This window comes from Pedobacter sp. 01N310 (assembly GCF_056399805.1).
Genome location: NZ_JBFTSB010000016.1, coordinates 1 through 22,483, shown reverse-complemented (window position 1 = coordinate 22,483; position 22,483 = coordinate 1). Strand labels below are relative to the sequence as shown.

The window sequence follows — 22,483 nt, the reverse complement described above, 5'->3', positions numbered from 1 at the left end:
TGATTTAAGCCCTCGCATATTTTCGTTTGTATTCCATAGGCGATAGCCCCGTAATGCGTTTAAAGATTTTCCTGAATGCTTTCAAATCATTATAGCCTGTATCTTCCATAATAAACGGCAGATCTTTATGGTTCATTTCGATGGCTTTTTTTGCTGATTCTATTCGTACCCTTTGCAGATATTCGAAGGGTGTATTATTGGTAGCGGCCTTAAACCGACGGATAAAATTACGTTTTCCCATATTAACCAGACTGGATACCTCGTCCATCGTGATTTCATTCTGGTAGTTTTCTTCAATATACTGCTGGGCTTTCAAAATGTCTTTATCATCATGCTGATGCTGGCCTGTAAATACCTTAAAATGCGCCTGGCTGGTTCTATCCATTTCAATGGCAAACATTTTACTGATCCACAGCGCAGCTTCGCGGCCGCAAAATTTCTCGATCAGGTAGAGGATCAATTTAAGAGAAGAGAATGCTCCGCCACTGGTATAAACCCCGTCCTGGTCGGTGGTTACCAAATCGTTTTTCATTCTTATTTTAGGGTAACGTTTCTGCATATCGGCTGCTACAGCCCAGTGTGAGGTTACTTCTTTACCATCAAGCAAACCCGCTTCTGCCAAAAAGTAGCTACCCACGCATAAACTGGCCACTTCTGTCCGACTGGCGTACATTTCTTTGATCCATTTAACAGCCGCTTGGTTTCGGCCCAACACGCCCTCGTTACCAACACTAAATGACGGAATAATAATCAGATCAGCTTGTTGAATTTCCTCATAATTTAACTGCTCGATGTTGATGTTGTTAAAGTGAAAGGGAATTTCGTGATCTTTCTCTGCAACCAAACTTAGCGCAAATACAGGCTTTTTACCAGCACGCTCCATATAACGGTTGGCACCACTCAATAAATCTATTACTCCGGTAACCGATGAAGGGACAGCCTCGTCGAAAATATAAAGGCAAACTTTTAACATGCTTAAATCATTATTTTAATGCTAACTAAATTAAGTATTTTATTTGTCACTTTCACGCCCTTAAGTTGTCATTTATGCCACCTAAATGATGTCGATAATCTACAGAGATTTGTAACAGATAAAACAACAGAAACAATGGGCAAATTAAGTGTATTCAATTTTATCAGTCTGGATGGCTACTATAAAGATGCCAACAATGGTATCGACTGGCATCAGCACGGCCAGGAAGAGGGTGAGTTTAGCGCAAAAAATCTGGAGCATGATAACATCCTGCTCTTCGGCCGGATTACTTACGAAATGATGGCATCGTGGTGGCCATCTCAAAATGCCATTGAGGCAATGCCCGAGGTAGCCAAGGGTATGAACCAGGCTGAAAAGATTGTGTGTAGCAATACCTTGCAGCATACCAACTGGCAAAATACACGGATAACGAGCGGAAATATATTGACTCAAATAGCCGAGCTGAAGAAAACATCTCCAAAAGATATTACCATTTTAGGCAGCGGCAATCTGAGCACACAACTGGCCGAAGCAGGTCTGATTAATACCTATCAAATAATGATCGATCCGGTAGCCATTGGCAAGGGAGCTTCTATTTTTAGTGGTATGCAAAGACAATTAAATTTGAAATTAACTGATACCCGAAGCTTTAAAAGTGGTACCGTATTATTGAGTTATGAGGCAATATAATTAAGAATCAATATCTAAATACTATAATTATGAAAACAAAAATCTGGGCCAATTTAGGCGTTAAAAATGTAGAGAAAAGCAGAGCCTTTTACACCAAACTAGGTTTCGAAAAAAATGCAGGGCACGAGAGCGATGAACTGGCCAGCTTTTTATTTGGCGAGGATAATTTTGTGATACACTTTTTTAAGGAAGATAGTTTAAAAAAGGGCATGAAAGGCGAATTAGCCGATTTGAGCAAGGGCAATGAAGTTATATTTACCATTTCGGCCGAAACAAAGGAAGAAGTAGATGACTGGGCCGTAAAAGTAAAAGATGCCGGCGGTTCTGTATTCTCGCCACCAGAAGAATTTCAAGGCATGTACGGCTGTGCTTTTGCCGACCCAGATGGGCATAAGTTTAACATATTAAAATGGAAATAAGTATACAAGCGGTCTGCGATAATACAGGCCGCTTTTTTTTAGTTAATCTGCCGTTTTTTCTCTTCTATGGCCAGAAGTAATTGATCATAAGGTTTATTAAATTTCTCAATGCCTTCCTTTTCTAATTGATTAGCTAAGCTGTTTAAATCTATTCCGATCTCTTTAAGCTGTTCCAGAACCTGCTTTGCTTTATCTAAATCTTGCTCTAAACGGTTTTCAGGCTGGCCATGATCACGATAGGCTTCCAGTGTTTCTGTTGGAACGGTATTGATCGTATCCTTCCCAATCAATGCTTCCACATATTTGACATCTGGAAATGAAGGATCTTTCGTTGCTGTACTTGCCCATAAAAGCCGTTGTGGTTTTGCGCCCATAGCCTGAAGTTTCTGAAAGCGTTCTCCAGCGAAAATACGTTTATAAATCTGGTAGGCTTTTTTGGCACAGGCAATGGCAACCTCACCTTTCATTTGCGTTAGGCCTTTGGTCTCCAATATAGGATCAGCGAGTACATCTATCCTGCTGAGAAAAAAGCTGGCTACAGAGGCAATATGATCAATGGGCTGGCCTGCTGCTACGCGGTCTTCCAAACCAGAAAGATAAGCTTCTGCCACCTGCTCATACCTGTCTAACGCAAAAAGCAGTGTAATATTAATGTTTAATCCTTCACTAATAGCTCTGCGGATTGCGGGCAGGCCTTCAACTGTTGCTGGTATTTTGATCATAACATTTTCCCTATCTACTCTTCTCCACAATTCTACCGCCTGCTTAATCGTTCCATTGGTATCGTGGGCCAGGCGGGGCGAAACTTCAAGACTAACATATCCATCTTCGCCCCTGTCAAACAAAGGCTTAAACAGGTCTGCTGCATTTTGGATATCGCTAATGGCTAACCAATAGAAGATTGCTTCGTTATCTGGGTAATTATAGGCGAGCGTTTTAATCTGCTCATCGTAGTCTGAACTGCTGCTGATTGCTTTTTCGAAAATGGCGGGATTAGAAGTCATCCCCTGAAGACCATCTTGCTCAATCAGTTTTGCTAAACCACCTGAAGTGATGAGTTTACGGTCTAGAAAATCCAGCCAGATACTTTGGCCAAACTCACGCAGTTGTTTTATATTATTCGTTTCCATGGCGCTGTTTTTATTTTTAAACGATTACATTTTTTTAGATAACCGTTTTATTCCTTTCAAATAATTTAAGGCCTGAGATGAGGTATTACGCCTATATAAAGACCATATATTCTGAAAGCGCAATTGGATAACCAAAATATTCTGGTTAGGCGGAGACGTATGATTTTAATAAAACAAAATAGAAAACCGAACTGTTTTAAAAATCAATTGAAAACATATTTAAATAAATTAATTTCGCCAAAAATGAGAATACATAGGTTTTAAGAAAATTAAATAAAAATCTCAGTCATCATGGAAAAGAAAGTTAAGAAACCGCGCAATAGCGATATCGATAAGGCATTGGCCAAGGTAGCCAGCGTAAGTTTAAAAAACCCAAAGACGCAGGAGCCGCTTGCTGAAAAAGATGAGCTAAAAGAGGCAGAAGAAAGCTTACGAAAAAGGTTAGGTAAAAAATAGCTTCTCACTTTGAACAGCTTATAAAGCTACATCATTGCTATACATTACATTATGAGCTATGCAGTTATCAATGTGTTTCTTTAAACAATAACAATGGAATATGCGTATGATAGGCCAGTCTTTTAGTGAGACTTTGGTGAAACAGGCTTTCAAAAAAACTGTGATGCTTCGGAACGGCAATTATCAGTTGTAATCTGTTTTCGGCTGCGAACAAAGCAATACCATCTGCTATATGATGATGCCGAATTCGATGATAGGTTGTATTTTCTGTCCCAAAGTGGGCTCTTAGACTATTTTCTTCGATATTGAGTTCAGTGCTGTGTTCATCATCTCTTTCTACATTTAAGACAAATAACCTTGGCTGAATTGTACCTGCAAAGCTTTTAATTGCACCAATAGGTAAAGCACTTGTTGTTTCTTTTAAATCACAGGCCAAAAGAATCCTTTCAATTTTATGAAATCTTGCTCCTTCTGGAACAATTAATAAAGGTACTTTTATTGCTTTGGCTACATTAATGGTATTGCTACCTATTAAGGCCTGTTCTAATCTGCTTTTACCGGTCATCCCCATTACAACCAGTTCAACCGCATGCTCATCATCAAAATCATTAACTATTGTAGCTAACGAACGCTTGTCTACAAAAATCTCAACAAGTGCCTGAGAAACCTCGGCACTGAACTGTTCTTTAAGTAATGCCAGCTTTCTTGCATGTTCCTGCTCTTCATGCGCTGCCTGTATTGCGCTTTCCAGTGGAATATCTGCTGCTGCAGGAATATAATCAGAATAACATAAGATAATGCGTGAGGCATTGATTTGTCCGGCCAATCCTAGCGCATAATCAGCGGCATCTGATGCGGCTGCTGAGAAGTCGGTTAACACAAGTATAGTTTTCATCTCCGAATCTATATTTGCTGCCGCTTTCATATCTATATTGGTTTGTTCTGTCGTTTTCATAAAATTTTTGTTTAAGGTTTACAATAAATGTATTTTATCACGTAGCGTTCCAAATAACCTGTCCCATAACATATTTTAAATATTTAGATGGAACGTAGACATGTATAGTAAAGCGTATAAATTATCCAAGGCCTTGTTGGCTTTACTAATCGTCTTTAAACAGTAATAAAGGTAAATGGGTAGTATAAGTGAGCTTCTTCGTGATGCTGGAGTGAAATATACTTTCAAAAAAACCATATACTTTTGGAACGGTAACGATCAGATCGGCTTGATATTTTTCTGCAAACATCACAATGCCATGTGCGGTATTTTCATCATCTATATAGTGATATTCGGGTTCTTCTCTGTCCCAAAGCTGATGCAGTGCCGTCATTTCTTTAATTCTATCGGGATTGAAATGCGTCTCATCCTGATCCACATTTAAGATGAGTAATTTTGCGCCTAGGGCATGGACAAAGGTTTTTATAGCATAAATCGGGGTGGATTCTGAAACATTTTTAAGGTCGCAGGCGAAAACAATTTGTTTGATAGGCTTAAAAGTAATTTGTGGAGGAATCATAAGCAATGGCACCTTACAATGTTTCGCTAAGCTAAGTGCATTGCTACCCACTAAAATTCGTTCCAGATTACTTTTTCCTGTAGTACTGGTTATAACCAACCCAATATTGAGCTTAGCACTTATCTCATTTATAGCAACAATTAATGCCCGCTCATCGTTATAGACTTCTATCCTGGTATGTGTTGATATTAGCGCTTCCAGATCTTTCTGAAGGTTTTTAGTCTTTTCTAAGCACACTTCAGGCTGCTCATCATACTGCCATGGCATGGCAGCATAAGATGTAGTGGGTATATCAAGCGCAGCATATGAATGATATAATACTAGATTATCGATTCTTAGCTGATGGGATAAAGCCGCCGCATACTCTGCTGCATTAATCGAAGCCTTTGAAAAATCTGTTGTTACCAGGATATTTTTAATCTGATAAATTTCCTTAATCTTAAGATCGATGGCGTGGCCAAGGCCTCTTAACTCCTGATCAGACAAATCATTTGTACCACGTTCTGTTACTTCCCAATCTCCGTTTACCAATTGTGTTAATATAAGCGGTTCAGTCTCCTGCCCTGCCAATTCAACTTTGAACTGGCCATGCCTGCGGTTTGGGCTAACCTTTGCATTCAGATCCAAACTATCTGTTCTGAATTTGACAGAAAATTCTTTCATGATCCTATCTCTTTGTTAGTGATCGAAAATCATTTAAGGGAGCCGGTCAGATGTTTATACCAGTACAACAAGAATATTCCAAATTTGTTTAAAGAATATGAATTTCATTATTATCGTATTACTTGACCATAAAAAAGCCCTCCAGATAACTGAAGGGCAACATTTGCAAGAGGTAGATTCTAATCGAATTTTTTTACTTCATCTTACTTCTTAAACGATCTTCCTTTGATTTAGTCCAGTAAGCACAATCGAGTTGCAAAAACACAGAAGTATAAGGAATTACTTCATTTGTTTTGATGACCAGCACTTTAAACAATTTCGATTCACTATCTAATTTCTTAAAAACAGAATCATGGAGCATCGTTTGTACAGGTAGGTTGCCCAGTGTATTTTCAATGCCAGTTCTAAATTGCGTAACCCCGCTTCTAAAAACAGGCTTAATCATTTGGCAAAATCGCTTAATATCAGGTAAGCGTACAAAAAAGAGGTTGTATCATAAATATAGATTTGTCATCCTGAGCCTGTCGAAGGGCCTGTTAAATACTCTTTGAGGTGTCTCGACAAGCTCAACATGACAGCATTTGAGGTGAAATCGTCTTTATGATACAACCTCTTAAGCCATGAGGTTAGCTGGAGTTATGTATTTCAAAAATATAATTCCTTTAATTAAGCATCTGGTATTTCTGGTTCGACCAGCTTAGCTAACTTTTCGAGCGATTCCTGCCAACCCAGGTAGCACATCTCTACAGGGATAGCTGAAGGAATTCCTTCCTGAGTAATTTTAATTTCGGTACCCACTAAGGTCTTTTTCAACCAAACTGAGGTAATCATTTCACCAGGCAGGTTTGGATCATCAAACTGATCGGTATACTTTAAAAACTCGTTTGGTGTTACTTCAAGGTATTTTCCGCCGAATGAATGACCATTGGAGGTAGAAAAATTATGAAACGACATTTTAAAAGAGCCTCCTAATGCTACTGTCATTTCGTGAACAGTACAAAGAAAGCCGTATGGAGGTAACCATGAAGCAATTGCCAAAGGTTCAGTAAATGCACGATATACTTTTTCTGGCGATGCTTTTAAAACTCTGTGCAATGAAACGGTGTTGTTCGACATAAAATCATTTTTTTAATTTCCTACTCTTAAGGCTTTTCGGTTTCGCCCGTTTTTGGAATGGTAGCTGCTCCATTAATTTGTCTTTTTTCAATATTAATTCCTGACTATACAAAGATGGCATGTAAATTCGAGTTTGCCAGTGGTGATATGCGACAATGTTGAAGGGGCTTTACGGCCTAACTTATCCTACAGCACGCTATATGGTCACTTAAAAACTTAGCCGTTTATTCCAGGTGAACTAACCATTTTTTTGATGTAATAAACAAAAGTTTCACTTCACCGAATTATTGTTATTAAAATCAGGTACGATAGTTAACTTTGCATACTACTCCCCTATTACAAATGACAAAATGGATTACCCGTGAACATCCAAAAATTGACCGGATTGCCTGCCCTTGGCTAATCAGGCGTTTTATCGATCCCGATGCAGAAATTATTTATGTACCCTCAGATCAGGTGATGATTAAAGCCAGGGAATTAGGGGCCATACCATTCGACATGCCAGATGTAGAATATACGCATTACAATGATCAATGCACTTTTGATTATTTCATCAAAAAACACCAGTTGAAAGATTCTGCTCTCGACCGCATTGCGGCTATCGTTCGCGGTGCAGATACTGATCGCCATGACTTCGCACCACAGGCAGCAGGGCTAGAAGCTGTATTTTCAGGCTTGGCTTACCACAGTTCAGATGATCAGGAGTTACTGGCTTTAGGTATGCAGATTTATGATGGCCTGTATAGTTGGGCAAAACACCTTTATCACAAAACACATACACAGGCCGGACCAGTTGAACAAATGTTACTCGACATATACACTAGGTACCTTCGGGAAAATAAAGGAAAGAAAGCACCGGCCTGGACGAATGAATTACGGGAAATGATACAGGATCAGATGGATACGAATATGTCTTTAAGTCTCCAGCAGGCTTCAGATGAATTGGAAATTAATCCAGCCTATTTATCCCGCGAGTTTTCCAAGTATTTTGATAATCTGTCTTTTGGAGATTATATACGGAAGATGAGGATTGAAAAGGCTATGCTATTGATAGAAACAACAACATATTCATTAACCGAGATTGCCTATCTTACCGGATTTTCAGACCAGAGTCACTTTAATAGAATCTTTAAGAAACAAGCCGGAGAAAACCCGTCGTTTTACAGAAAAAAACACCAAAAAGGTAAAACGGATACAAATAGTTAAATCCGTACAATTATAGTGCCTTACGAATAAGCAATATTGTAATAAAATACAATTTGCTGATGAAAGAACAAACAGATAAAGCCAAACCGCTATACTCATTAGCCGAAATTACAACGTATTTCCTAAAATTGGGTACTTGGGGCTTTGGCGGTCCCGTTGCGCTGGTAGGCTATATGCAGCGTGATCTGGTTGAGCAGAAAGGCTGGCTGAGCGAGGAAGAATATAAAGAAGGGCTAGCGCTTGCGCAACTGGCGCCCGGGCCTCTTGCCGCGCAGTTGGGTATCTATATCGGTTTTGTACACTATGGCTTAATTGGCGCTACTTTAACAGGTTTAGCCTTTGTACTGCCATCCTTCATCATGGTGGTTTTGCTTGGTATGGCCTACCAGCAATATGGTGGGCTGGCATGGATGCAAGCAGTATTTTATGGTGTAGGCGCCGCCGTAATCGGTATCATTACCATGAGTGCTTATAAACTTACCATTAAATCAATCAGCAAACTGGAACTTGCTGCCATCAAATCCAAATGGCTTTTATGGGTGTTCTATATCATTGGAATCGTGATCACCGTGGTTACCGAAAAAGAGCAAATCTTACTTTTTCTAGCTTGCGGCATCCTGTATATGCTCATTAAGGCCCCACCACAATGGATTAAAAAGCCTTCAACTCTCCACGCAGGAATATTGTTCAGTACTGGTTTTTGGCACTATGAAAGCAAGACCTTACAAGATATTGGCTGGTTTTTCGTTAAGGCAGGAACATTTGTATTTGGTAGCGGACTGGCCATTGTACCTTTCCTGCATGGTGGCGTAGTAAAGGAATTTGGTTGGTTAACGGAGGCTCAGTTCGTAGACTCGGTGGCAGTTGCCATGATCACGCCTGGGCCCGTAGTAATTACAGTAGGATTTATCGGTTATCTTGTCGCAGGGTTTCCAGGGGCCTGTGTTGCGGCGTTAGCTACTTTTCTGCCCTGCTACATTTTCACAGTAGCTTTAGCACCCTCTTTCAAAAAGGTTGCAAAAAATAATAGCGTTAAAACATTCGTTGAAGGAATTACTGCCGCTGTGATTGGTGCACTCGTTGGTTCAGTAATTGTGATCGGTATGCGTTCTATAAAAGACATTCCAACAGCATTGATCGCAGTAGCAGCTATACTTTCACTTATCTACATCAAAAAATTACAAGAACCCTACATCATTGGTGTAGCGGCTGCGATAGGACTACTCATTAAATTCTTCTAACTTCTCATTATGTATAAAATTTCTACAAAACCGCCAATTAAGCACAGTATATTTCTACTTGTTTTCACTACGTTACTAAATTTATCAACAAAAGCGCAACAAACGGGTCAAAACCAGGCTTATCCAAAGATAACCGGTTATTTCAGCTTGCTTCACCCCATCGGTTCCTGGGATAAAAATGGATTTCATGATAACTTTTCGGATGTATACACGCTTGCATTTCCATTTGGAATAAACATTTTAAAGAGTGATAAATTCGGGGTCAGTTTCGAGATTGCCCCGAGTATCCGTACCGAACATAATATTTCTAAGGTAAGTTCAGTATTATTTCATCCGGGGGCAATGTTCAGGTTCAAACATGGCTTTACTTTTATAGGTCGTGCAGCATTTGAAACCAATGGCCGTTATGGCTTTACACCGGTTTTGAACCAGGTTGTAAAAAAAGGAAAAGATGTGAGCCTGTATCTTGCATTGCCTTTCCCTGTGAGATTCGGCAACAATTTACCAGCATCACTATCCACGGGTTTACAGGTGGGTGTTAGTTTTTAAATAAGTGACGGTACAAATGGTATTGGATGTTAAGTGAAGGCTTAAAGCAAGCCGCTTTGTAGTAGTAAAACATAAATGTTCAGAAAAATATTGTAACTATTTGATTACATAGAATTTGTTTATATATTAGATTCATCTGATCATTAAATATTAACCTAAACTAACTTAAACATGAAAAACACCAAATTTTTATCACTAACCATGGTATGCGCTTTATTTTTCTGCATATCTTCTTGTAAGAAAAACAAAACTTCTGAAGAAACTGACAACAAAGCCGAAATATCAGCAAGTACTTTACAACAAATAAAAAGCTTAGGATTTAGCGTCGAAAATGCACGTAAAGTTGATAACGGTTACCTGGTTGAAGGCGACATTCTGCTAACAGATGCCAACTTAAATGAAAAGTCTTTAAGTCCTAATTTAAATATTGCTGAAACCGAGCAGTACCGCACAACCAATCTTGTTAAAGCACTGCCACGCGTGATTACAATTTCTGTTACAAATTTACCACAGGTGTACAGTGATGCTGTTGACCTGATGATTTCAAGGTACAATTCGTTGGGCCTGCGCATGACTTTTCAAAGGGCAAGTACAGGTACTACAGGTAACATTGATGTATTTGGATTTAACGAAGGGCCAAGTGGTGGTTACATCACTTTAGGTTCATCTGGTTTTCCTACTTCAAGCGGCGAACCATTTAATCAGGTTAAAATGAATACGAATGTTAATGCCTACGGAACTAATCCTAATTTATTATATGTAGCCTCAGTTTTGCAACATGAAGTTGGACATTGTATAGGATTCCGTCATACAGACTATATGAACAGAGCATATAGCTGTGGAGGAAGACGTTCTAACGAAGGAACAGCAGGAGTTGGCGCGATACAAATCCCAGGCACACCATCAAAAGCAGATGCAGAATCATTTATGCTGGCTTGCTCTAACGGGGGCGATCGTACATTTAATGCAAATGATGTAATTGCAATGAATTACCTTTATAAATAAACCAAATACAGATCAAATAAAAAAGTATAGATCAGATAAAAAAAGAGGGAGCTGAAAAGTCTTCCTCTTTTTTTTGAACTGAAAAGGCTGGAAAATGTATTTTTTTTATGCTTTAACGAAAGAGCCTTAAAAAAAACCACAAATATAGCACAAACAACAAAGAACAATATAATTCAGAAAAAAAATCACCATTTTTCAATCAATAACATGTGGCCCACTTCATCTTTACATCATCGTGTTAAATTCAATCCTTATTCTGAACCTATCAATTGAAAATCCTTAACATTATTTTCAATTATCCTTACAATTCTTAATAATTTCTTAATTCTAATTGACAAAATCCCTAATCGGGTTAAGGCATCTTTGTGGGAAATTCACAGGGCAAGAACAATCGTTTGTTTCTGTGAATGATCCAAACAATCATAACCAATCATTCATGAAACAAAACTACAAAAAGACCTACTTGTCTTTAATTGGCAAATGGCAATATCTTGTTGCAATCCTCCTTTTCTTTTCATTAAATGCCCATGCTCAAGGCGGCAAAACAATAACGGGTAAAGTTGTTGATGAAACCAACCAGCCATTACCAGGCGTAACAGTTAAAATAAAAGGCAGCAATTTAGGAACATCAACTGATACTAATGGCGTTTATACCATTCAGGCAAAACCATCTGATGTACTAACATTTTCTTTACTTGGAAGTTTAACCAAAGAATTTCCGGTTAATAACCAGGCTAAAATAAATGTAATCCTTGTTTCGGATAATCAAACCCTGAAAGATGTTGTGGTTATTGGCTATGGTACCGCTAACAAAAAAGATTTAACAGGTGCGGTAACTTCTGTAAAATCAGAAGAATTTAATCAAGGTGTTTTGGTTAACCCAGCACAACTTTTACAAGGTAAAGTTGCAGGTCTGAATGTTACTAAAAGTGGCGATCCGAATGCTAAACCTTCTACTATTTTACGTGGTCCGTCCACTTTACGAGAAGGTGCTGCACAAGAGCCATTTTACGTTATCGACGGTGTTCCTGGCGCTTCAATTGATTTATTGGCTCCGGCCGACATAGAAAATATCGACATTTTAAAAGATGCATCTTCAACTGCCATTTATGGTTCAAGAGCCGCAAACGGTGTAATCATTGTAACCACAAAACGTTCTAAAAGCGGCCAATCTCGCCTAAATTATAGCGGTTATGCTGCCGTAGAGAAAGTTTCTAAAAAATATGATATGCTTTCAGCTCCTGAGTTGAGACAATACCTTTCAGATAATAAGCAAACTTTAAATGCTGTAGATGATGATGGTTCGGACACAAACTGGCAATCACTTTTGGAAAGAACAGGTTATTCTCAAAATCATAATCTTTCTTACGGTGGCGCTGGTCAAACATCAGATTATGGTGCAAGTGTGAATTACCTAGATAATAAAGGGATTCTTAAAAATACATCGCTAAAAAGAACAATTGTTCGTGCTTTCCTTAACGAGAAGTTTTTTAATGATAGGCTTAAACTGGGTTTAACCATAACTAATAGCAATTCGAAAAGTTCTGATGTATATCAATCACAAGCACTTCCAAATATGCTTTTCTATTTGCCAACAGTAAATCCTTTTAATACTGATGGCAGCTATAAAGAGAACTACAACCGCACCGGGAGTGGAACCAGAAATCCATTATCAATTGTTGATAATAACGTAATCGATAACTTAAACAATAAAACGTTGATTAATGGTATGGCTCAGGTAAATATCATTGATGGACTAAAGTTTACAGCCAGCGTTTCTTCTCAAAGAGACCAAAATAACTACAGTACTTATTTAAACAGTCAATCGGGATTAGCCAGAGGCGTAAACGGACAAGCGCAAAAAATTGATGTCCTAAACAAAAGCCAGGTTTTAGAGGGTTATTTCAACTATGATAAAACTTTTGGAAAACATAGTTTAAAATTGCTTGGAGGTTATTCATGGCAAGAAGATAGAACGAATGACGGTTTTGGCGTAACTACACAAAATTTTTCAAATGATAATTTAGGCTATAACAACCTGTTTTTGTCTAATCCAAGTTTGCTCTCTCAAATAGCCTTTAATAATGCGCCAATATCTACTTTAAGATTAATTTCATATTATGGCAGGGTTCAGTACAACTATAATGAGAAATATTTATTTCAGGCATCTTTAAGAGATGATGGCTCTTCCGCATTCGGAAAAAATAATCGTTGGGGTCTATTCCCGGCTGTTTCTGCAGGCTGGAGAATTATTGGCGAAGATTTCATGCAGTCGGTTCCGGTGATTAGTGATCTAAAACTTCGTGCTGGTTATGGCGTATCTGGTAACAGTTTAGGTTTCGACGCCTTCTCTTCATTATTAATTTATGGAACACTTTCTGGAAGTAATAAATTTTTAAACAACGGTTCTATCAGTAATGCGATTGGTCCGGTTAGAAACCCGAATCCAGATTTAAAATGGGAAAGTACAGCAACAACCAATATAGGTTTAGATTTTGGTTTATTTAAAAACAGGATTACGGGTTCGTTAGATTTTTACGTGAAACAAACATCAGATTTGATTTACGACCGTTACGAAGTATCTACAACACAGTTTTTCTTACCAACCATTACAGCCAACGTTGGTAAAATCAAAAATACAGGGGTAGAATTTTCATTAAATGCTACAGTTTTCCAAACAGATAGTTTCAGATGGACAACCTCGCCAAATATTGCGCACAATAAAAACGTAGTGGAAACTTTATCTGATGAATTCTATAAAATTCCATTCATTCAAACAGCTCAGCTTGGTGGCAAAGGTCAGTCGGGCAATTTCAGTCAGTTAGTTCAGCCAGGTTATGCATTGGGCACTTTTAACCTTTGGAATTATGCAGGTAAAAATGCTGCAGGTGTAAGTACATACATCAATGCTGCTGGTCAAACTATTGCCACACAGCCTTTAACCACTGATGCAAAAATTGCTGGCAACGCCCAGCCTAAATTAATTTACGGATGGGTAAATAGTTTCAGCTATAAAAACTGGGATTTTAACTTTTTAGTTAGAGGCGTTTTGGGTAATAAGATTTTGAATGCTACAAAGGCATCTTTAAATAATCCTGCCGATGCAAAACTCCAAAACATCCCAACCTTTACCCTGGGCGAATCTTTCAATGATATTAATGCATATCTGATTTCAGACCGTTTCCTTGAAAGTGGCTCATACTTGCGTTTGGATAACGCTACGCTTGGCTATACGCTAAAACCTAAAACACCAACCATCAAAGCCATTAGATTATATGTTACCGCAAATAATCTTTTTGTAATCACTAAATACAGTGGTTTAGACCCAGAAATCAACATTGGTGGATTAACGCCTGGAATTGATAACAATAATTATTATCCAAAAACAAGAACCTTCAGTTTCGGTGCAAGTGCATCATTCTAAAAAAAATAAAGATGAAAAAGATTATAATCCTATTTAATATCCTTGCTTGCCTGATGGTATTGGAATCATGCAGTAAGCTCGATGTCGATGTTGAATCGCAATACGTTAAAGATAATTTTCCTTTTACCAATTCAGATTACGCGGCACTTTATGGCACTATGTATTCTAATCTTTCTTCTCAATATGGCGTTCCATATTGGAGAATGCAAGAGCTTTCTACAGATGCCGCAATTATTCCTGCACGCGATGGAAACTTTGATGATGGTGGCCAGTACCGTCAGCTTCATTACCATACCTGGACGATTGATCACCCGAATGTGAGAGATATCTGGCAGTGGGGGTTTGGCGGAATCAATAACTGCAACCGTTTAATCAACCTGACTAGTGAATCTTCAGTTTCGGCTACGCAAAAAAGCAGCAGTTTAGCTGAAGTAAAAGCAATGAGGGCCTTGTATTATTACTTTATGATGGATTTATATGGTAATGTGCCGATTATCGATACTTTTCCAGTGAATACGCTGCCTGGAAACCAAACCAGGGATAAAGTATTTGAATTTATTGAGAAAGAACTTTTAGCCGTTATTCCGCAATTACCAATAAAAGATAATAACAACCGAGTATTGGTTTATGGCCGACCAACCCAGGCAATGGCTTATGCTTTATTAGAAAAAATGTACCTTAATGCTGAGGTATATACTGGCAAACCGAGATATGCAGATGCTGTAATTATGGCTGATAATATTCTGAAAAACACCAACTACGTTTTAGATAACAAATATTCAGATATTTTTGATGTAAACAACGGTCCTCAGATTAATGAAACCATATTCGCTATTCCTTACGATCAGCAGATTCCGGGTAACCAGATTACAAGATTTGGTTTTTACCCTGCATTAGCAGCAGCTTATGGGATTAACGTAGGTTTTAGTATTGCTATGAGCACTACTCCCGAATATTATAATCGTTTTAATTTAAACAATGATATCCGTAACAGTTTCTGGTTAATTGGCAAACAATATGCGCCAGATGCTAATCGTAAGTCTGATTTAACTAAACCTGTTTTTGTGGCAGGAACAACTACACAAATAGAAATTACGCCAGATTTAATCTTGAAACCAGGCAAGCCAATGGATTTGGGTAATACCGTTGCAGATCAGGCTAAAGGTGTTCGATCGGTGAAGTACTGGCCAGATGCAAACGCAATTCAGGCGACACGTTTAAATGGCAACGATATGCCCCTACTCCGTTTGGCAGATGTAATGCTCATGAAAGCAGAAGCAATATTAAGAGGAGCAACTGCTACTACTGTTAATGGCGAGCTGCAAACTCCATTGGTGCTTTTAAATAAAATAAGAAGCCGTGCAGGTGCTGAACTGGCAAGTTCTGCAACATTAACGAACTTATTAGATGAAAGAGCCCGTGAATTTAGCTGGGAAGCATGGAGAAGAAATGACTTAATCCGTTTCGGACAATTTGAAACTGAATATCCGTTACCAAACGATGTACTTTTCATGAATAAGGATATAACCAGAAGAATTTATCCTATTCCAGCAAACGAGTTAAAGCTTAATACAAACCTTAAACAAAACCCTGGGTATTAACAATTAAAAAGGTGTATGAGAATCATCAGTTGCATTAGCCTATTGCTGGTATTACCAGCAATAGCGTTTATTACCGTTAAAGAAGATCCAACCATCAATCAGATTCAGGTAATTGGTTCGCACAACAGTTATAAGCAAGCCATCGATCCGGCATTATTTACCATGTTCAAGAAAACGGATTCGGTATCTGCGAGTAAGATTGATTATGAACACATTTCTATGCCCGAACAATTAAATATGGGATTAAGAAACCTGGAGATCGATGTTTATGCTGATTCTGCTGGTGGTCGTTATGCGCATCCAAAAGGTTTAGATTGGGCGAAAGATCAACCTACTTTTGATGCTTCCGGAGAAATGAAAAAACCTGGTTTTAAGGTTTTACACATCCCCGAACTCGATTTTAGAAGTTCTACACCAACTTTTGTCGAAGCTTTAAAAGTGTTACGTACCTGGTCGGAAGCACATGCAGATCATACCCCGGTTTTTATTACGCTTGAGGCTAAAGATGATTCGATAAAAAGACCTGGATTTACATCACCAGAATTATTTACGCCAAAGGTTTTTGATGAATTGGATAAAGTAATTTTAGAGAATTTAGGTAAAGAACATATCATTCTTCCTGATGAAGTAAGAGGTAAATATAGTTCGCTTGAAGACGCTGTACTTCATCAGAATTGGCCAAAGTTGAGCCAGGCGAAAGGCAAATTTATTTTTGTACTGGATGCAACCGGAAAAAAAAGAGCGACATATATCCTAAATCATCCATCACTAAAAGGTAGAGTAATGTTTGCAAATTCAGATCCCGGCACACCTGAAGCCGCTTTTATGATTAGAAATAACCCTAAAGACAAACAGATTTCTGAAATGGTAAAAAAAGGCTACATCATTAGAACACGGGCCGATAACGATACGCAACAGGCTCGTAAAAACGATAAGGGTGATTTCAATGAAGCTTGTAATTCTGGCGCACAGGTTATCACAACAGATTATTATTTAAAAAGTACACATTTTAATTCCGATTACGCTATCAGCTTTGCTGGTGGCAAATACTACAGAGCTAATCCCTTATTTAAAAGTAAATAGAATATGAATAGAAGGTCATTATTAAAAGGTGGATTGTTAGCCGGTTTAACTATTCCATTTACAGGTGTAAGTGATGTTATCGCTAAACCTATTGGCGGTTCAAAGAAAGCTAAAAACATCATTATGATGGTAAGTGATGGCATGAGTATAGGAACGCTGAATATGGCTGATTTATATTCGAACAGAATATTGGGGGTTAGTAGTAAATGGTTAGGCTTGTACCGCGAAAACAAGGCTTTTAGAGCATTAATGGATACGGCTTCCGCAAGTTCTATGGTTACCGATTCTGCAGCTGCAAGTTCATCCTGGGGTGGTGGTATGCGGGTTCGAAACGGTTCGCTTAATGTAGGAATGAAAGGCGAAAAACCACAACCTATCCTTCAGAAATTTAAAGAAAAAGGTAAAAAGGTAGGTTGTGTAACTACTGTTCCCATAACGCATGCAACACCTGCCGGTTTTTGCATAAACATAGATAACCGTGGGGGGCAGGATATTATTGCGGAACTATACCTGGGCTTAAAGTTTGATGTGATGATGGGTGGTGGACATAAGTATTTTGGAGAAAAACGTGCCGGAGGAAACCTGATTCCGAAATATTTAACCCAAGGTTATAAGATAGCTGAAAATAGAGATGAAATGCTGGCTTTGAATAAGTATAAGCCAGTTTTAGGTTTATTTGCCGAAGATGGATTGCCTTATGAAGTAGACAGAAAGCACGATAAAAATCTAATGAAATCGACACCATCGTTAGCAGAAATGACGATGAAAGCTATCGATTTGATGAAAGATAATAAAGACGGGTTTGCTTTGCAGGTAGAAGGTGGAAAAGTAGATTGGGCGGCACATTCAAATGATGTAAGTGGATTAATATTTGACCAGCTTGCTTTTGATGAAGCGGTTGGTAAGGTCATTGAATTTGCAGAAAAAGATGGAGAAACGCTGGTTATCATAACCACTGATCACGGGAATTCAAATCCTGGTTTATTTTATGCTGACGAAGCTGATAAAAAATTCGATAGTTTACAGAATTTTAAGCATAGCAACACCTGGTTGTTGGCGCAATTGAACCAATCCTTTAGTGAACAGAAAATTATCGATCTGATTAAAGAGAATCAAGGTTTTGAAATAAAACCAGATGAAGTTAAATCACTTTTAAATCATTTCAAAGACATTTCTCCCAACCAGTTATACAACGAGTCAAATCTTCCGTTTTACGAATACGGAAAAATATTGGGCAAATATACCGATGTGCAATGGGCTGGTATGAACCATACCGGAGATTATGTTGAGCTTACCATGTTTGGCCCAGGTTCAGAAAACTTAAAGCCTTTCATTAAAAATTGTGAATTGCATAATTTCATGTTAAAGGCGGCCGAAATGCCAGAGTCATTTTTAGTTAAGGCATAAATAATTTCAAACAGCAATGCAGGTAATTTTTTAAAAAAATGAAAAATGAAAGTAAAGTGTAAAACAAGAATTCCGATTATATGTATCGCTATACTTTTGAATGTAAGTATTGTCAAAGCTCAACAAAATACAGCTAAACCTGTTTTACTTTCAAAAGGATTTTGGCTAAAAGGCGACTTACATGTGCATTCACGGCATAGCACAGAATCATCGAATAATTCGATTGAAAAGATCATTAATTTTTCTAAATCTGTTAAAATGGATTATGTGTGTATTACAGATCACGATAATCATGTAGATGGTGATGTGGAACACCATACCTGGGCAGATCCAGAATTTAAATCAGACTCGCTTCTATTGCTATATGGTGCAGAATGGACGACAACCAGAGGTCATGGAAACGTATTTTCTGATAAACCCTATCATCATAAACGCTTATTTGATGTTCGAGATGAACGTGATGTTAATATTGGTAAAGTGAAGAAGTCTCTTAATATTCACTTATCAGCAAACCATCCAAGCGGAAAAGACAATTTTGGTTTTTCTTATGATCTGGTTCAATCGATTGAAGTTTGGAATTCGTCAGTTTGGCCAAAAAATGCCAATGCAATTATGATTTGGGATGATATGCTTTCATCCGGAAGGATGATGACAGGAAGAGGAGGAAGTGATGCACATCACGGAGTACCTACAGGGGCTGAAAAACCAGGTGCAAACACCTACCAAGCTGAATATAATTATGTTGGTACGCCAACCACCTGGGTTTTTGCAAAAGAGAAAAATTTAACTGCAGTTGTAGATGCACTAACTCATGGAAAGGTTTCGGTGAGTTCAAATCCTTTTGCACCAAGAGTAGAATTTTATGCAGATGAAGATGAAGATGGGAAATTTGAAATGATGATGGGCGACAATGCCATCTCGAAAGGTAAACCTGTAAAATTTTTGGTTCAATTAATTGATAATACTTTGCCTGATGCAGATTACACCATTACCATCATTAAAAATGGGAAGAAATTGAATACTTACCACGCTAAAGGCGAAATACCAATGGTTCAATTTGAAGATACACCAGAAACAAAAGGGAGAAGCTATTATCGGGTAACTGTTGAAGGCGTAAATACACCTTATCCGCAAGTGCCAAAATCTATGGCTTTAAGTGAAAATATGGTTGCTTTATCAAATCCGATTTATTTTAACTTCGACCCAAAATTTTAGTTTTTTTTTAAAAAAATTATTAAAAAGTCAATCTAAAATCTGTCAAAAGCAGGGATGCATTAAACGTTAAACATGCAATTATATTAAGTCAATTGAAGAATCTGCTAATAAAAACATAAGGATTCTTCAAGATACAACCATCAATCTTTCAACACAATAAAAGCTGTCTGACCAAGTCTAACCTTGCATTATAATATACCTGCCCTGCCAATCATAAATTTAATGCAATTTTGATTATGCTATTAAATCGGGAGTCAGACTATCAAAAAAACTGATAACTTTAATATATTAGTGTTCAATCAAATTAATGTGATGAAAAGACTATGTATCCTCCTTATTACCCCCATTTTTCCCTTTTTACTTATAGCACAACAGATACCCTGTAACTGCCTGCAGAATTTAAATGAGGCAATTGTTAAAACTGAGCTCAACTATGCCGGATTTCCGCAAAAAGTATATGCTAAGACAAAACCGTCCTATGAAAATCTGGTAACCAGTCTCCGTGCAAAGGCAAAAAATGAAAGCAATCCTAAAAGCTGCTATTATCTTATTAAAGATTATGTTCGTTTTTTTGCAGACAAACATTTTTCATTGACATACCTCAACAAAGAGGATTACGAAAAAGAGACCATAACTCTGGACGAATCTTATTTTAAAACACTGAAACCGGGTACTGGCACTGAAGGCATTTGGATAAACGCGGACAGTTCAATTAGGTTGGGCATAAAAAAATTTCCGGGCAATGAATACAAAGCCATTGTACTTAGTGCAAAAGATAGCATGCTCCATAAGGGGCTTGTCTATTTTACAGTAAAACCACATCAAAAAGGCTATCTGCTAAATCAGTACAATGTATTTAACAGTGTAGATTTCTATGCCCAGCAAAGAGGCAACCTGTTGCAGCTGTGGAATTTTTCACTTTTTGGAAGGGTTTTTCCCAATGAAATGACTGCCAAAGAAAAAAAGGAGTTAGGTACATGGAAAAACAGCAACAATGGACTCGATTATTATCAATTGGACACGGAAACCAGCTATATCAAAATCCCGACTTTCTTTAATAACGACAGTAAAATCGAGAAATTAGTTGCAGCCCATGATAAAGCCATCAGAAATAGTAAGTACCTGATCATAGATCTGCGTGGAAACGGAGGGGCAACTCCGGTTGGAGCTTTCTCCTACCCTACGTGATGACCAACCCCATCAAACAGGACAGCCCCCTACTTCGCATTTCCCAGGACAATGTCCGGCTCAAAAGATCAGAGCTTGAGTATTTCGTCAAAAATCCAGTACCTGTAGATCTAAAAAAATACTATCCTGATCAATATGTAGCTAACCTCAAAAAAATCGACGAAGAACTCCCATCTGCCGAGGATACGTTTTATCAGATCCCTGGATTGACAATCCCTCTTGATTCTGTTCTTGGCAGTCCTGCTAAAGTTGCACTAATTACCGATGAACTTTGCGGTAGCTCTACAGAATACTTTTTTCATTTAATGAAACAAAGCAAAAAGACAACACGATACGGTAGGAATAGTGTAGGCATGATGGATTACGAAGGGCCAACATCACAAACGCCGCTTCCGTGCAAAATGCTGATACTTATGATGCCAGTATCAAAATCGAGCTGGGCCGATAAAAAGCCTATTGATGCAACCGGATTCAGTCCTGATGTTAAGCCTTAACATACCAGCCGATCAGTGGGTTGAATACATTATCAAAGACCTCAAAAGGAAAAACTGAATTAAGATGAACAACCCTTTTTCACAATTTCCTTTAAGGAGGTTTTAAGCTTTGCGATTTTTTTCGCAAGTAACCCCGTCTTTCCTGAAGTCGTGTGATTAATTTTAAATACGGCATCGATGAAAAAATCATTTCAACCGGATACCTCTTTTAAAATTCTGTTTTTTAGATACTTGATTTAAAAAGAGGCTATCTCAAAAAAGAGTAGCCTCTTTGCCTGGGTGTTACCGTTATTACATACTGTACGCCAGTGATAAGACAGGTTAAGCCTACCCGTTATACCCCGGGTCGAACTCTACAATCCATTCAATACCATATTTATCCCTAAACATTCCGGCATAGGTACCCCATGGACTATCACCAATTGGTCCTTCCACTTCTCCACCTGTCGATAATCCGTTAAATATTTTATCTGCTTCTTCACGGCTTTCGGCATTCACGTATATTTTAGACCGGTTTTCATTTTCGCTTACCCGTCCTAAAAATCCGGGAACATCGTTGGCTATTAACACGTTGTTTTTGCCAAGCGGCAAGCCGATGTACATTATTTTATTTGCCTCCTCTTCGGCTACCTGAAAATCGGGGCCTGATAAGTCTTTAAAACGGGTGATTTTAGTAAACTCGCCGCCAAAAACTGATTTGTAAAAAATGAAGGCTTCTTCGGCATTGCCATTGAAGTTGATCCAGGGATTAATTGCTCTCATGATTTTTTATTTTTAGGTTTTGTTTCTAAACAAATTGCATAGGACTACACATCCTTTTAAGGTCTGTCATTCTAAATTGGGTATATAAGCCTCGAAGGATCAGAAATCAGCTTCATATAACCAGACATTATCGTATCTAAACCCATTTGTAGTGTTATATTTTTACAACTAAAATAATTAATTGAATTTCAGATATTATGGATCAATACCAAAAGTTGTGGAGTAGTCATTTTTAAGCATACAATTGAGTTAGCCTGTATAGGAAAAACTTTACGCATTTCACGCCACGAAATTGGGATCTAAACGCTTTAATCTTTGCATTGAATGATTCGGCAGAAGCATTGGTC

At 38.1% G+C, this 22,483-nt stretch carries 21 protein-coding genes; 14 read left to right on the top strand and 7 right to left on the bottom strand.

Annotated features, from left to right (window positions below):
- Nucleotides 1-4 precede the first annotated feature (4 nt).
- Nucleotides 5-973 (bottom strand): GlxA family transcriptional regulator, encoded by a 969-nt coding sequence (locus tag AC1DNH_RS20700; RefSeq protein ID WP_477581311.1) that lies wholly within the window; start codon nucleotides 971-973, stop codon nucleotides 5-7.
- A 135-nt stretch (nucleotides 974-1,108) separates the two neighbouring features.
- Between AC1DNH_RS20700 and AC1DNH_RS20695 the strand changes: the two genes are divergently transcribed.
- Together AC1DNH_RS20695 and AC1DNH_RS20690 are read left to right on the top strand one after the other, a co-directional pair.
- Nucleotides 1,109-1,663, top strand: coding sequence for a dihydrofolate reductase family protein (locus AC1DNH_RS20695; RefSeq protein WP_477581309.1), 555 nt, complete (start codon nucleotides 1,109-1,111; stop codon nucleotides 1,661-1,663).
- Between the two features lie 29 nt (nucleotides 1,664-1,692).
- Nucleotides 1,693-2,082 carry a VOC family protein gene (locus AC1DNH_RS20690; protein WP_477581307.1) on the top strand — a complete coding sequence of 130 codons (390 nt, stop codon included), beginning with the start codon at nucleotides 1,693-1,695 and terminating at the stop codon, nucleotides 2,080-2,082.
- A gap of 38 nt (nucleotides 2,083-2,120) precedes the next feature.
- Here AC1DNH_RS20690 and tal read toward each other — a convergent pair whose 3' ends face one another.
- Nucleotides 2,121-3,212 carry a transaldolase gene (gene tal, locus AC1DNH_RS20685; protein ID WP_477581305.1) on the bottom strand — a complete coding sequence of 364 codons (1,092 nt, stop codon included), beginning with the start codon at nucleotides 3,210-3,212 and terminating at the stop codon, nucleotides 2,121-2,123.
- Between the two features lie 291 nt (nucleotides 3,213-3,503).
- On the opposite strand from tal, the gene AC1DNH_RS20680 reads away from it, so the two are divergent.
- Complete coding sequence (locus AC1DNH_RS20680; RefSeq protein ID WP_477581303.1) at nucleotides 3,504-3,668, top strand: hypothetical protein; 165 nt, start codon at nucleotides 3,504-3,506, stop codon at nucleotides 3,666-3,668.
- A 67-nt stretch (nucleotides 3,669-3,735) separates the two neighbouring features.
- Here AC1DNH_RS20680 and AC1DNH_RS20675 read toward each other — a convergent pair whose 3' ends face one another.
- The 4 genes from AC1DNH_RS20675 to AC1DNH_RS20660 all read right to left on the bottom strand — a co-directional run bounded on the left by AC1DNH_RS20675 (nucleotide 3,736) and on the right by AC1DNH_RS20660 (nucleotide 6,961).
- The gene (locus AC1DNH_RS20675; RefSeq protein ID WP_477625618.1) at nucleotides 3,736-4,623 is read right to left on the bottom strand and encodes a universal stress protein; all 888 of its coding nucleotides are present in this window, start codon (nucleotides 4,621-4,623) and stop codon (nucleotides 3,736-3,738) included.
- A 145-nt stretch (nucleotides 4,624-4,768) separates the two neighbouring features.
- Entirely contained in the window at nucleotides 4,769-5,845 is a 1,077-nt protein-coding gene (locus AC1DNH_RS20670; RefSeq protein ID WP_477584697.1) for a universal stress protein, read from the bottom strand.
- A 193-nt stretch (nucleotides 5,846-6,038) separates the two neighbouring features.
- Entirely contained in the window at nucleotides 6,039-6,290 is a 252-nt protein-coding gene (locus tag AC1DNH_RS20665) for a hypothetical protein (RefSeq protein ID WP_477610972.1), read from the bottom strand.
- A gap of 221 nt (nucleotides 6,291-6,511) precedes the next feature.
- Nucleotides 6,512-6,961: an SRPBCC family protein gene (locus tag AC1DNH_RS20660; protein ID WP_029276549.1), complete on the bottom strand. Its 450-nt coding sequence runs from the start codon at nucleotides 6,959-6,961 to the stop codon at nucleotides 6,512-6,514.
- 342 nt (nucleotides 6,962-7,303) lie between these two features.
- Here AC1DNH_RS20660 and AC1DNH_RS20655 point away from each other — a divergent pair, with 342 nt between their 5' ends.
- The 11 genes from AC1DNH_RS20655 to AC1DNH_RS20605 all read left to right on the top strand — a co-directional run bounded on the left by AC1DNH_RS20655 (nucleotide 7,304) and on the right by AC1DNH_RS20605 (nucleotide 21,374).
- Nucleotides 7,304-8,167 carry a chromate resistance protein ChrB domain-containing protein gene (locus tag AC1DNH_RS20655; RefSeq protein ID WP_477625617.1) on the top strand — a complete coding sequence of 288 codons (864 nt, stop codon included), beginning with the start codon at nucleotides 7,304-7,306 and terminating at the stop codon, nucleotides 8,165-8,167.
- A 59-nt stretch (nucleotides 8,168-8,226) separates the two neighbouring features.
- Nucleotides 8,227-9,408, top strand: coding sequence for a chromate transporter (locus tag AC1DNH_RS20650; RefSeq protein WP_477610241.1), 1,182 nt, complete (start codon nucleotides 8,227-8,229; stop codon nucleotides 9,406-9,408).
- A gap of 9 nt (nucleotides 9,409-9,417) precedes the next feature.
- The gene (locus tag AC1DNH_RS20645; protein WP_477585756.1) at nucleotides 9,418-9,957 is read left to right on the top strand and encodes a hypothetical protein; all 540 of its coding nucleotides are present in this window, start codon (nucleotides 9,418-9,420) and stop codon (nucleotides 9,955-9,957) included.
- A 171-nt stretch (nucleotides 9,958-10,128) separates the two neighbouring features.
- Nucleotides 10,129-10,962: a M57 family metalloprotease gene (locus AC1DNH_RS20640; protein ID WP_477610240.1), complete on the top strand. Its 834-nt coding sequence runs from the start codon at nucleotides 10,129-10,131 to the stop codon at nucleotides 10,960-10,962.
- 436 nt (nucleotides 10,963-11,398) lie between these two features.
- Complete coding sequence (locus AC1DNH_RS20635) at nucleotides 11,399-14,386, top strand: SusC/RagA family TonB-linked outer membrane protein (protein WP_477625616.1); 2,988 nt, start codon at nucleotides 11,399-11,401, stop codon at nucleotides 14,384-14,386.
- Nucleotides 14,387-14,397: 11 nt separating this feature from the next.
- Nucleotides 14,398-15,987 (top strand): RagB/SusD family nutrient uptake outer membrane protein, encoded by a 1,590-nt coding sequence (locus AC1DNH_RS20630; RefSeq protein WP_477611142.1) that lies wholly within the window; start codon nucleotides 14,398-14,400, stop codon nucleotides 15,985-15,987.
- A gap of 15 nt (nucleotides 15,988-16,002) precedes the next feature.
- A complete protein-coding gene (locus AC1DNH_RS20625; RefSeq protein WP_477625615.1) occupies nucleotides 16,003-17,070 on the top strand; it encodes a phosphatidylinositol-specific phospholipase C1-like protein in 1,068 nt (355 codons plus the stop codon).
- A gap of 3 nt (nucleotides 17,071-17,073) precedes the next feature.
- Nucleotides 17,074-18,477, top strand: a complete 1,404-nt coding sequence (locus AC1DNH_RS20620; RefSeq protein WP_477610142.1) for an alkaline phosphatase — start codon at nucleotides 17,074-17,076, stop codon at nucleotides 18,475-18,477.
- A 45-nt stretch (nucleotides 18,478-18,522) separates the two neighbouring features.
- Nucleotides 18,523-19,692 (top strand): CehA/McbA family metallohydrolase, encoded by a 1,170-nt coding sequence (locus AC1DNH_RS20615; protein ID WP_477610144.1) that lies wholly within the window; start codon nucleotides 18,523-18,525, stop codon nucleotides 19,690-19,692.
- Nucleotides 19,693-20,004: 312 nt separating this feature from the next.
- The gene (locus tag AC1DNH_RS20610; RefSeq protein ID WP_477585061.1) at nucleotides 20,005-20,880 is read left to right on the top strand and encodes a hypothetical protein; all 876 of its coding nucleotides are present in this window, start codon (nucleotides 20,005-20,007) and stop codon (nucleotides 20,878-20,880) included.
- Nucleotides 20,880-21,374, top strand: a complete 495-nt coding sequence (locus AC1DNH_RS20605) for a S41 family peptidase (RefSeq protein ID WP_477585060.1) — start codon at nucleotides 20,880-20,882, stop codon at nucleotides 21,372-21,374. Before AC1DNH_RS20610 ends, AC1DNH_RS20605 begins: the two co-directional genes overlap by 1 nt.
- Before the next feature lie 327 nt (nucleotides 21,375-21,701).
- On the opposite strand, the gene AC1DNH_RS20600 is transcribed toward AC1DNH_RS20605, so the two are convergent.
- Nucleotides 21,702-22,136 carry a VOC family protein gene (locus tag AC1DNH_RS20600; RefSeq protein ID WP_477585059.1) on the bottom strand — a complete coding sequence of 145 codons (435 nt, stop codon included), beginning with the start codon at nucleotides 22,134-22,136 and terminating at the stop codon, nucleotides 21,702-21,704.
- Nucleotides 22,137-22,483: the final 347 nt, after the last annotated feature.

What these genes read in the sequence shown, in the direction of transcription:
- AC1DNH_RS20610 (WP_477585061.1), top strand. Translation starts at nt 20,005, where the DNA reads ATGAAAAGACTATGTATCCTCCTTATTACCCCCATTTTTCCCTTTTTA.
- AC1DNH_RS20600 (WP_477585059.1), bottom strand. Translation starts at nt 22,136, where the DNA reads ATGAGAGCAATTAATCCCTGGATCAACTTCAATGGCAATGCCGAAGAA.
- AC1DNH_RS20640 (WP_477610240.1), top strand. Translation starts at nt 10,129, where the DNA reads ATGAAAAACACCAAATTTTTATCACTAACCATGGTATGCGCTTTATTT.
- AC1DNH_RS20615 (WP_477610144.1), top strand. Translation starts at nt 18,523, where the DNA reads ATGAAAGTAAAGTGTAAAACAAGAATTCCGATTATATGTATCGCTATA.
- AC1DNH_RS20700 (WP_477581311.1), bottom strand. Translation starts at nt 973, where the DNA reads ATGTTAAAAGTTTGCCTTTATATTTTCGACGAGGCTGTCCCTTCATCG.
- AC1DNH_RS20635 (WP_477625616.1), top strand. Translation starts at nt 11,399, where the DNA reads ATGAAACAAAACTACAAAAAGACCTACTTGTCTTTAATTGGCAAATGG.
- AC1DNH_RS20620 (WP_477610142.1), top strand. Translation starts at nt 17,074, where the DNA reads ATGAATAGAAGGTCATTATTAAAAGGTGGATTGTTAGCCGGTTTAACT.
- AC1DNH_RS20645 (WP_477585756.1), top strand. Translation starts at nt 9,418, where the DNA reads ATGTATAAAATTTCTACAAAACCGCCAATTAAGCACAGTATATTTCTA.
- tal (WP_477581305.1), bottom strand. Translation starts at nt 3,212, where the DNA reads ATGGAAACGAATAATATAAAACAACTGCGTGAGTTTGGCCAAAGTATC.
- AC1DNH_RS20670 (WP_477584697.1), bottom strand. Translation starts at nt 5,845, where the DNA reads ATGAAAGAATTTTCTGTCAAATTCAGAACAGATAGTTTGGATCTGAAT.
- AC1DNH_RS20695 (WP_477581309.1), top strand. Translation starts at nt 1,109, where the DNA reads ATGGGCAAATTAAGTGTATTCAATTTTATCAGTCTGGATGGCTACTAT.
- AC1DNH_RS20675 (WP_477625618.1), bottom strand. Translation starts at nt 4,623, where the DNA reads ATGAAAACGACAGAACAAACCAATATAGATATGAAAGCGGCAGCAAAT.
- AC1DNH_RS20655 (WP_477625617.1), top strand. Translation starts at nt 7,304, where the DNA reads ATGACAAAATGGATTACCCGTGAACATCCAAAAATTGACCGGATTGCC.
- AC1DNH_RS20665 (WP_477610972.1), bottom strand. Translation starts at nt 6,290, where the DNA reads ATGATTAAGCCTGTTTTTAGAAGCGGGGTTACGCAATTTAGAACTGGC.
- AC1DNH_RS20650 (WP_477610241.1), top strand. Translation starts at nt 8,227, where the DNA reads ATGAAAGAACAAACAGATAAAGCCAAACCGCTATACTCATTAGCCGAA.
- AC1DNH_RS20690 (WP_477581307.1), top strand. Translation starts at nt 1,693, where the DNA reads ATGAAAACAAAAATCTGGGCCAATTTAGGCGTTAAAAATGTAGAGAAA.
- AC1DNH_RS20680 (WP_477581303.1), top strand. Translation starts at nt 3,504, where the DNA reads ATGGAAAAGAAAGTTAAGAAACCGCGCAATAGCGATATCGATAAGGCA.
- AC1DNH_RS20630 (WP_477611142.1), top strand. Translation starts at nt 14,398, where the DNA reads ATGAAAAAGATTATAATCCTATTTAATATCCTTGCTTGCCTGATGGTA.
- AC1DNH_RS20625 (WP_477625615.1), top strand. Translation starts at nt 16,003, where the DNA reads ATGAGAATCATCAGTTGCATTAGCCTATTGCTGGTATTACCAGCAATA.
- AC1DNH_RS20605 (WP_477585060.1), top strand. Translation starts at nt 20,880, where the DNA reads ATGACCAACCCCATCAAACAGGACAGCCCCCTACTTCGCATTTCCCAG.
- AC1DNH_RS20660 (WP_029276549.1), bottom strand. Translation starts at nt 6,961, where the DNA reads ATGTCGAACAACACCGTTTCATTGCACAGAGTTTTAAAAGCATCGCCA.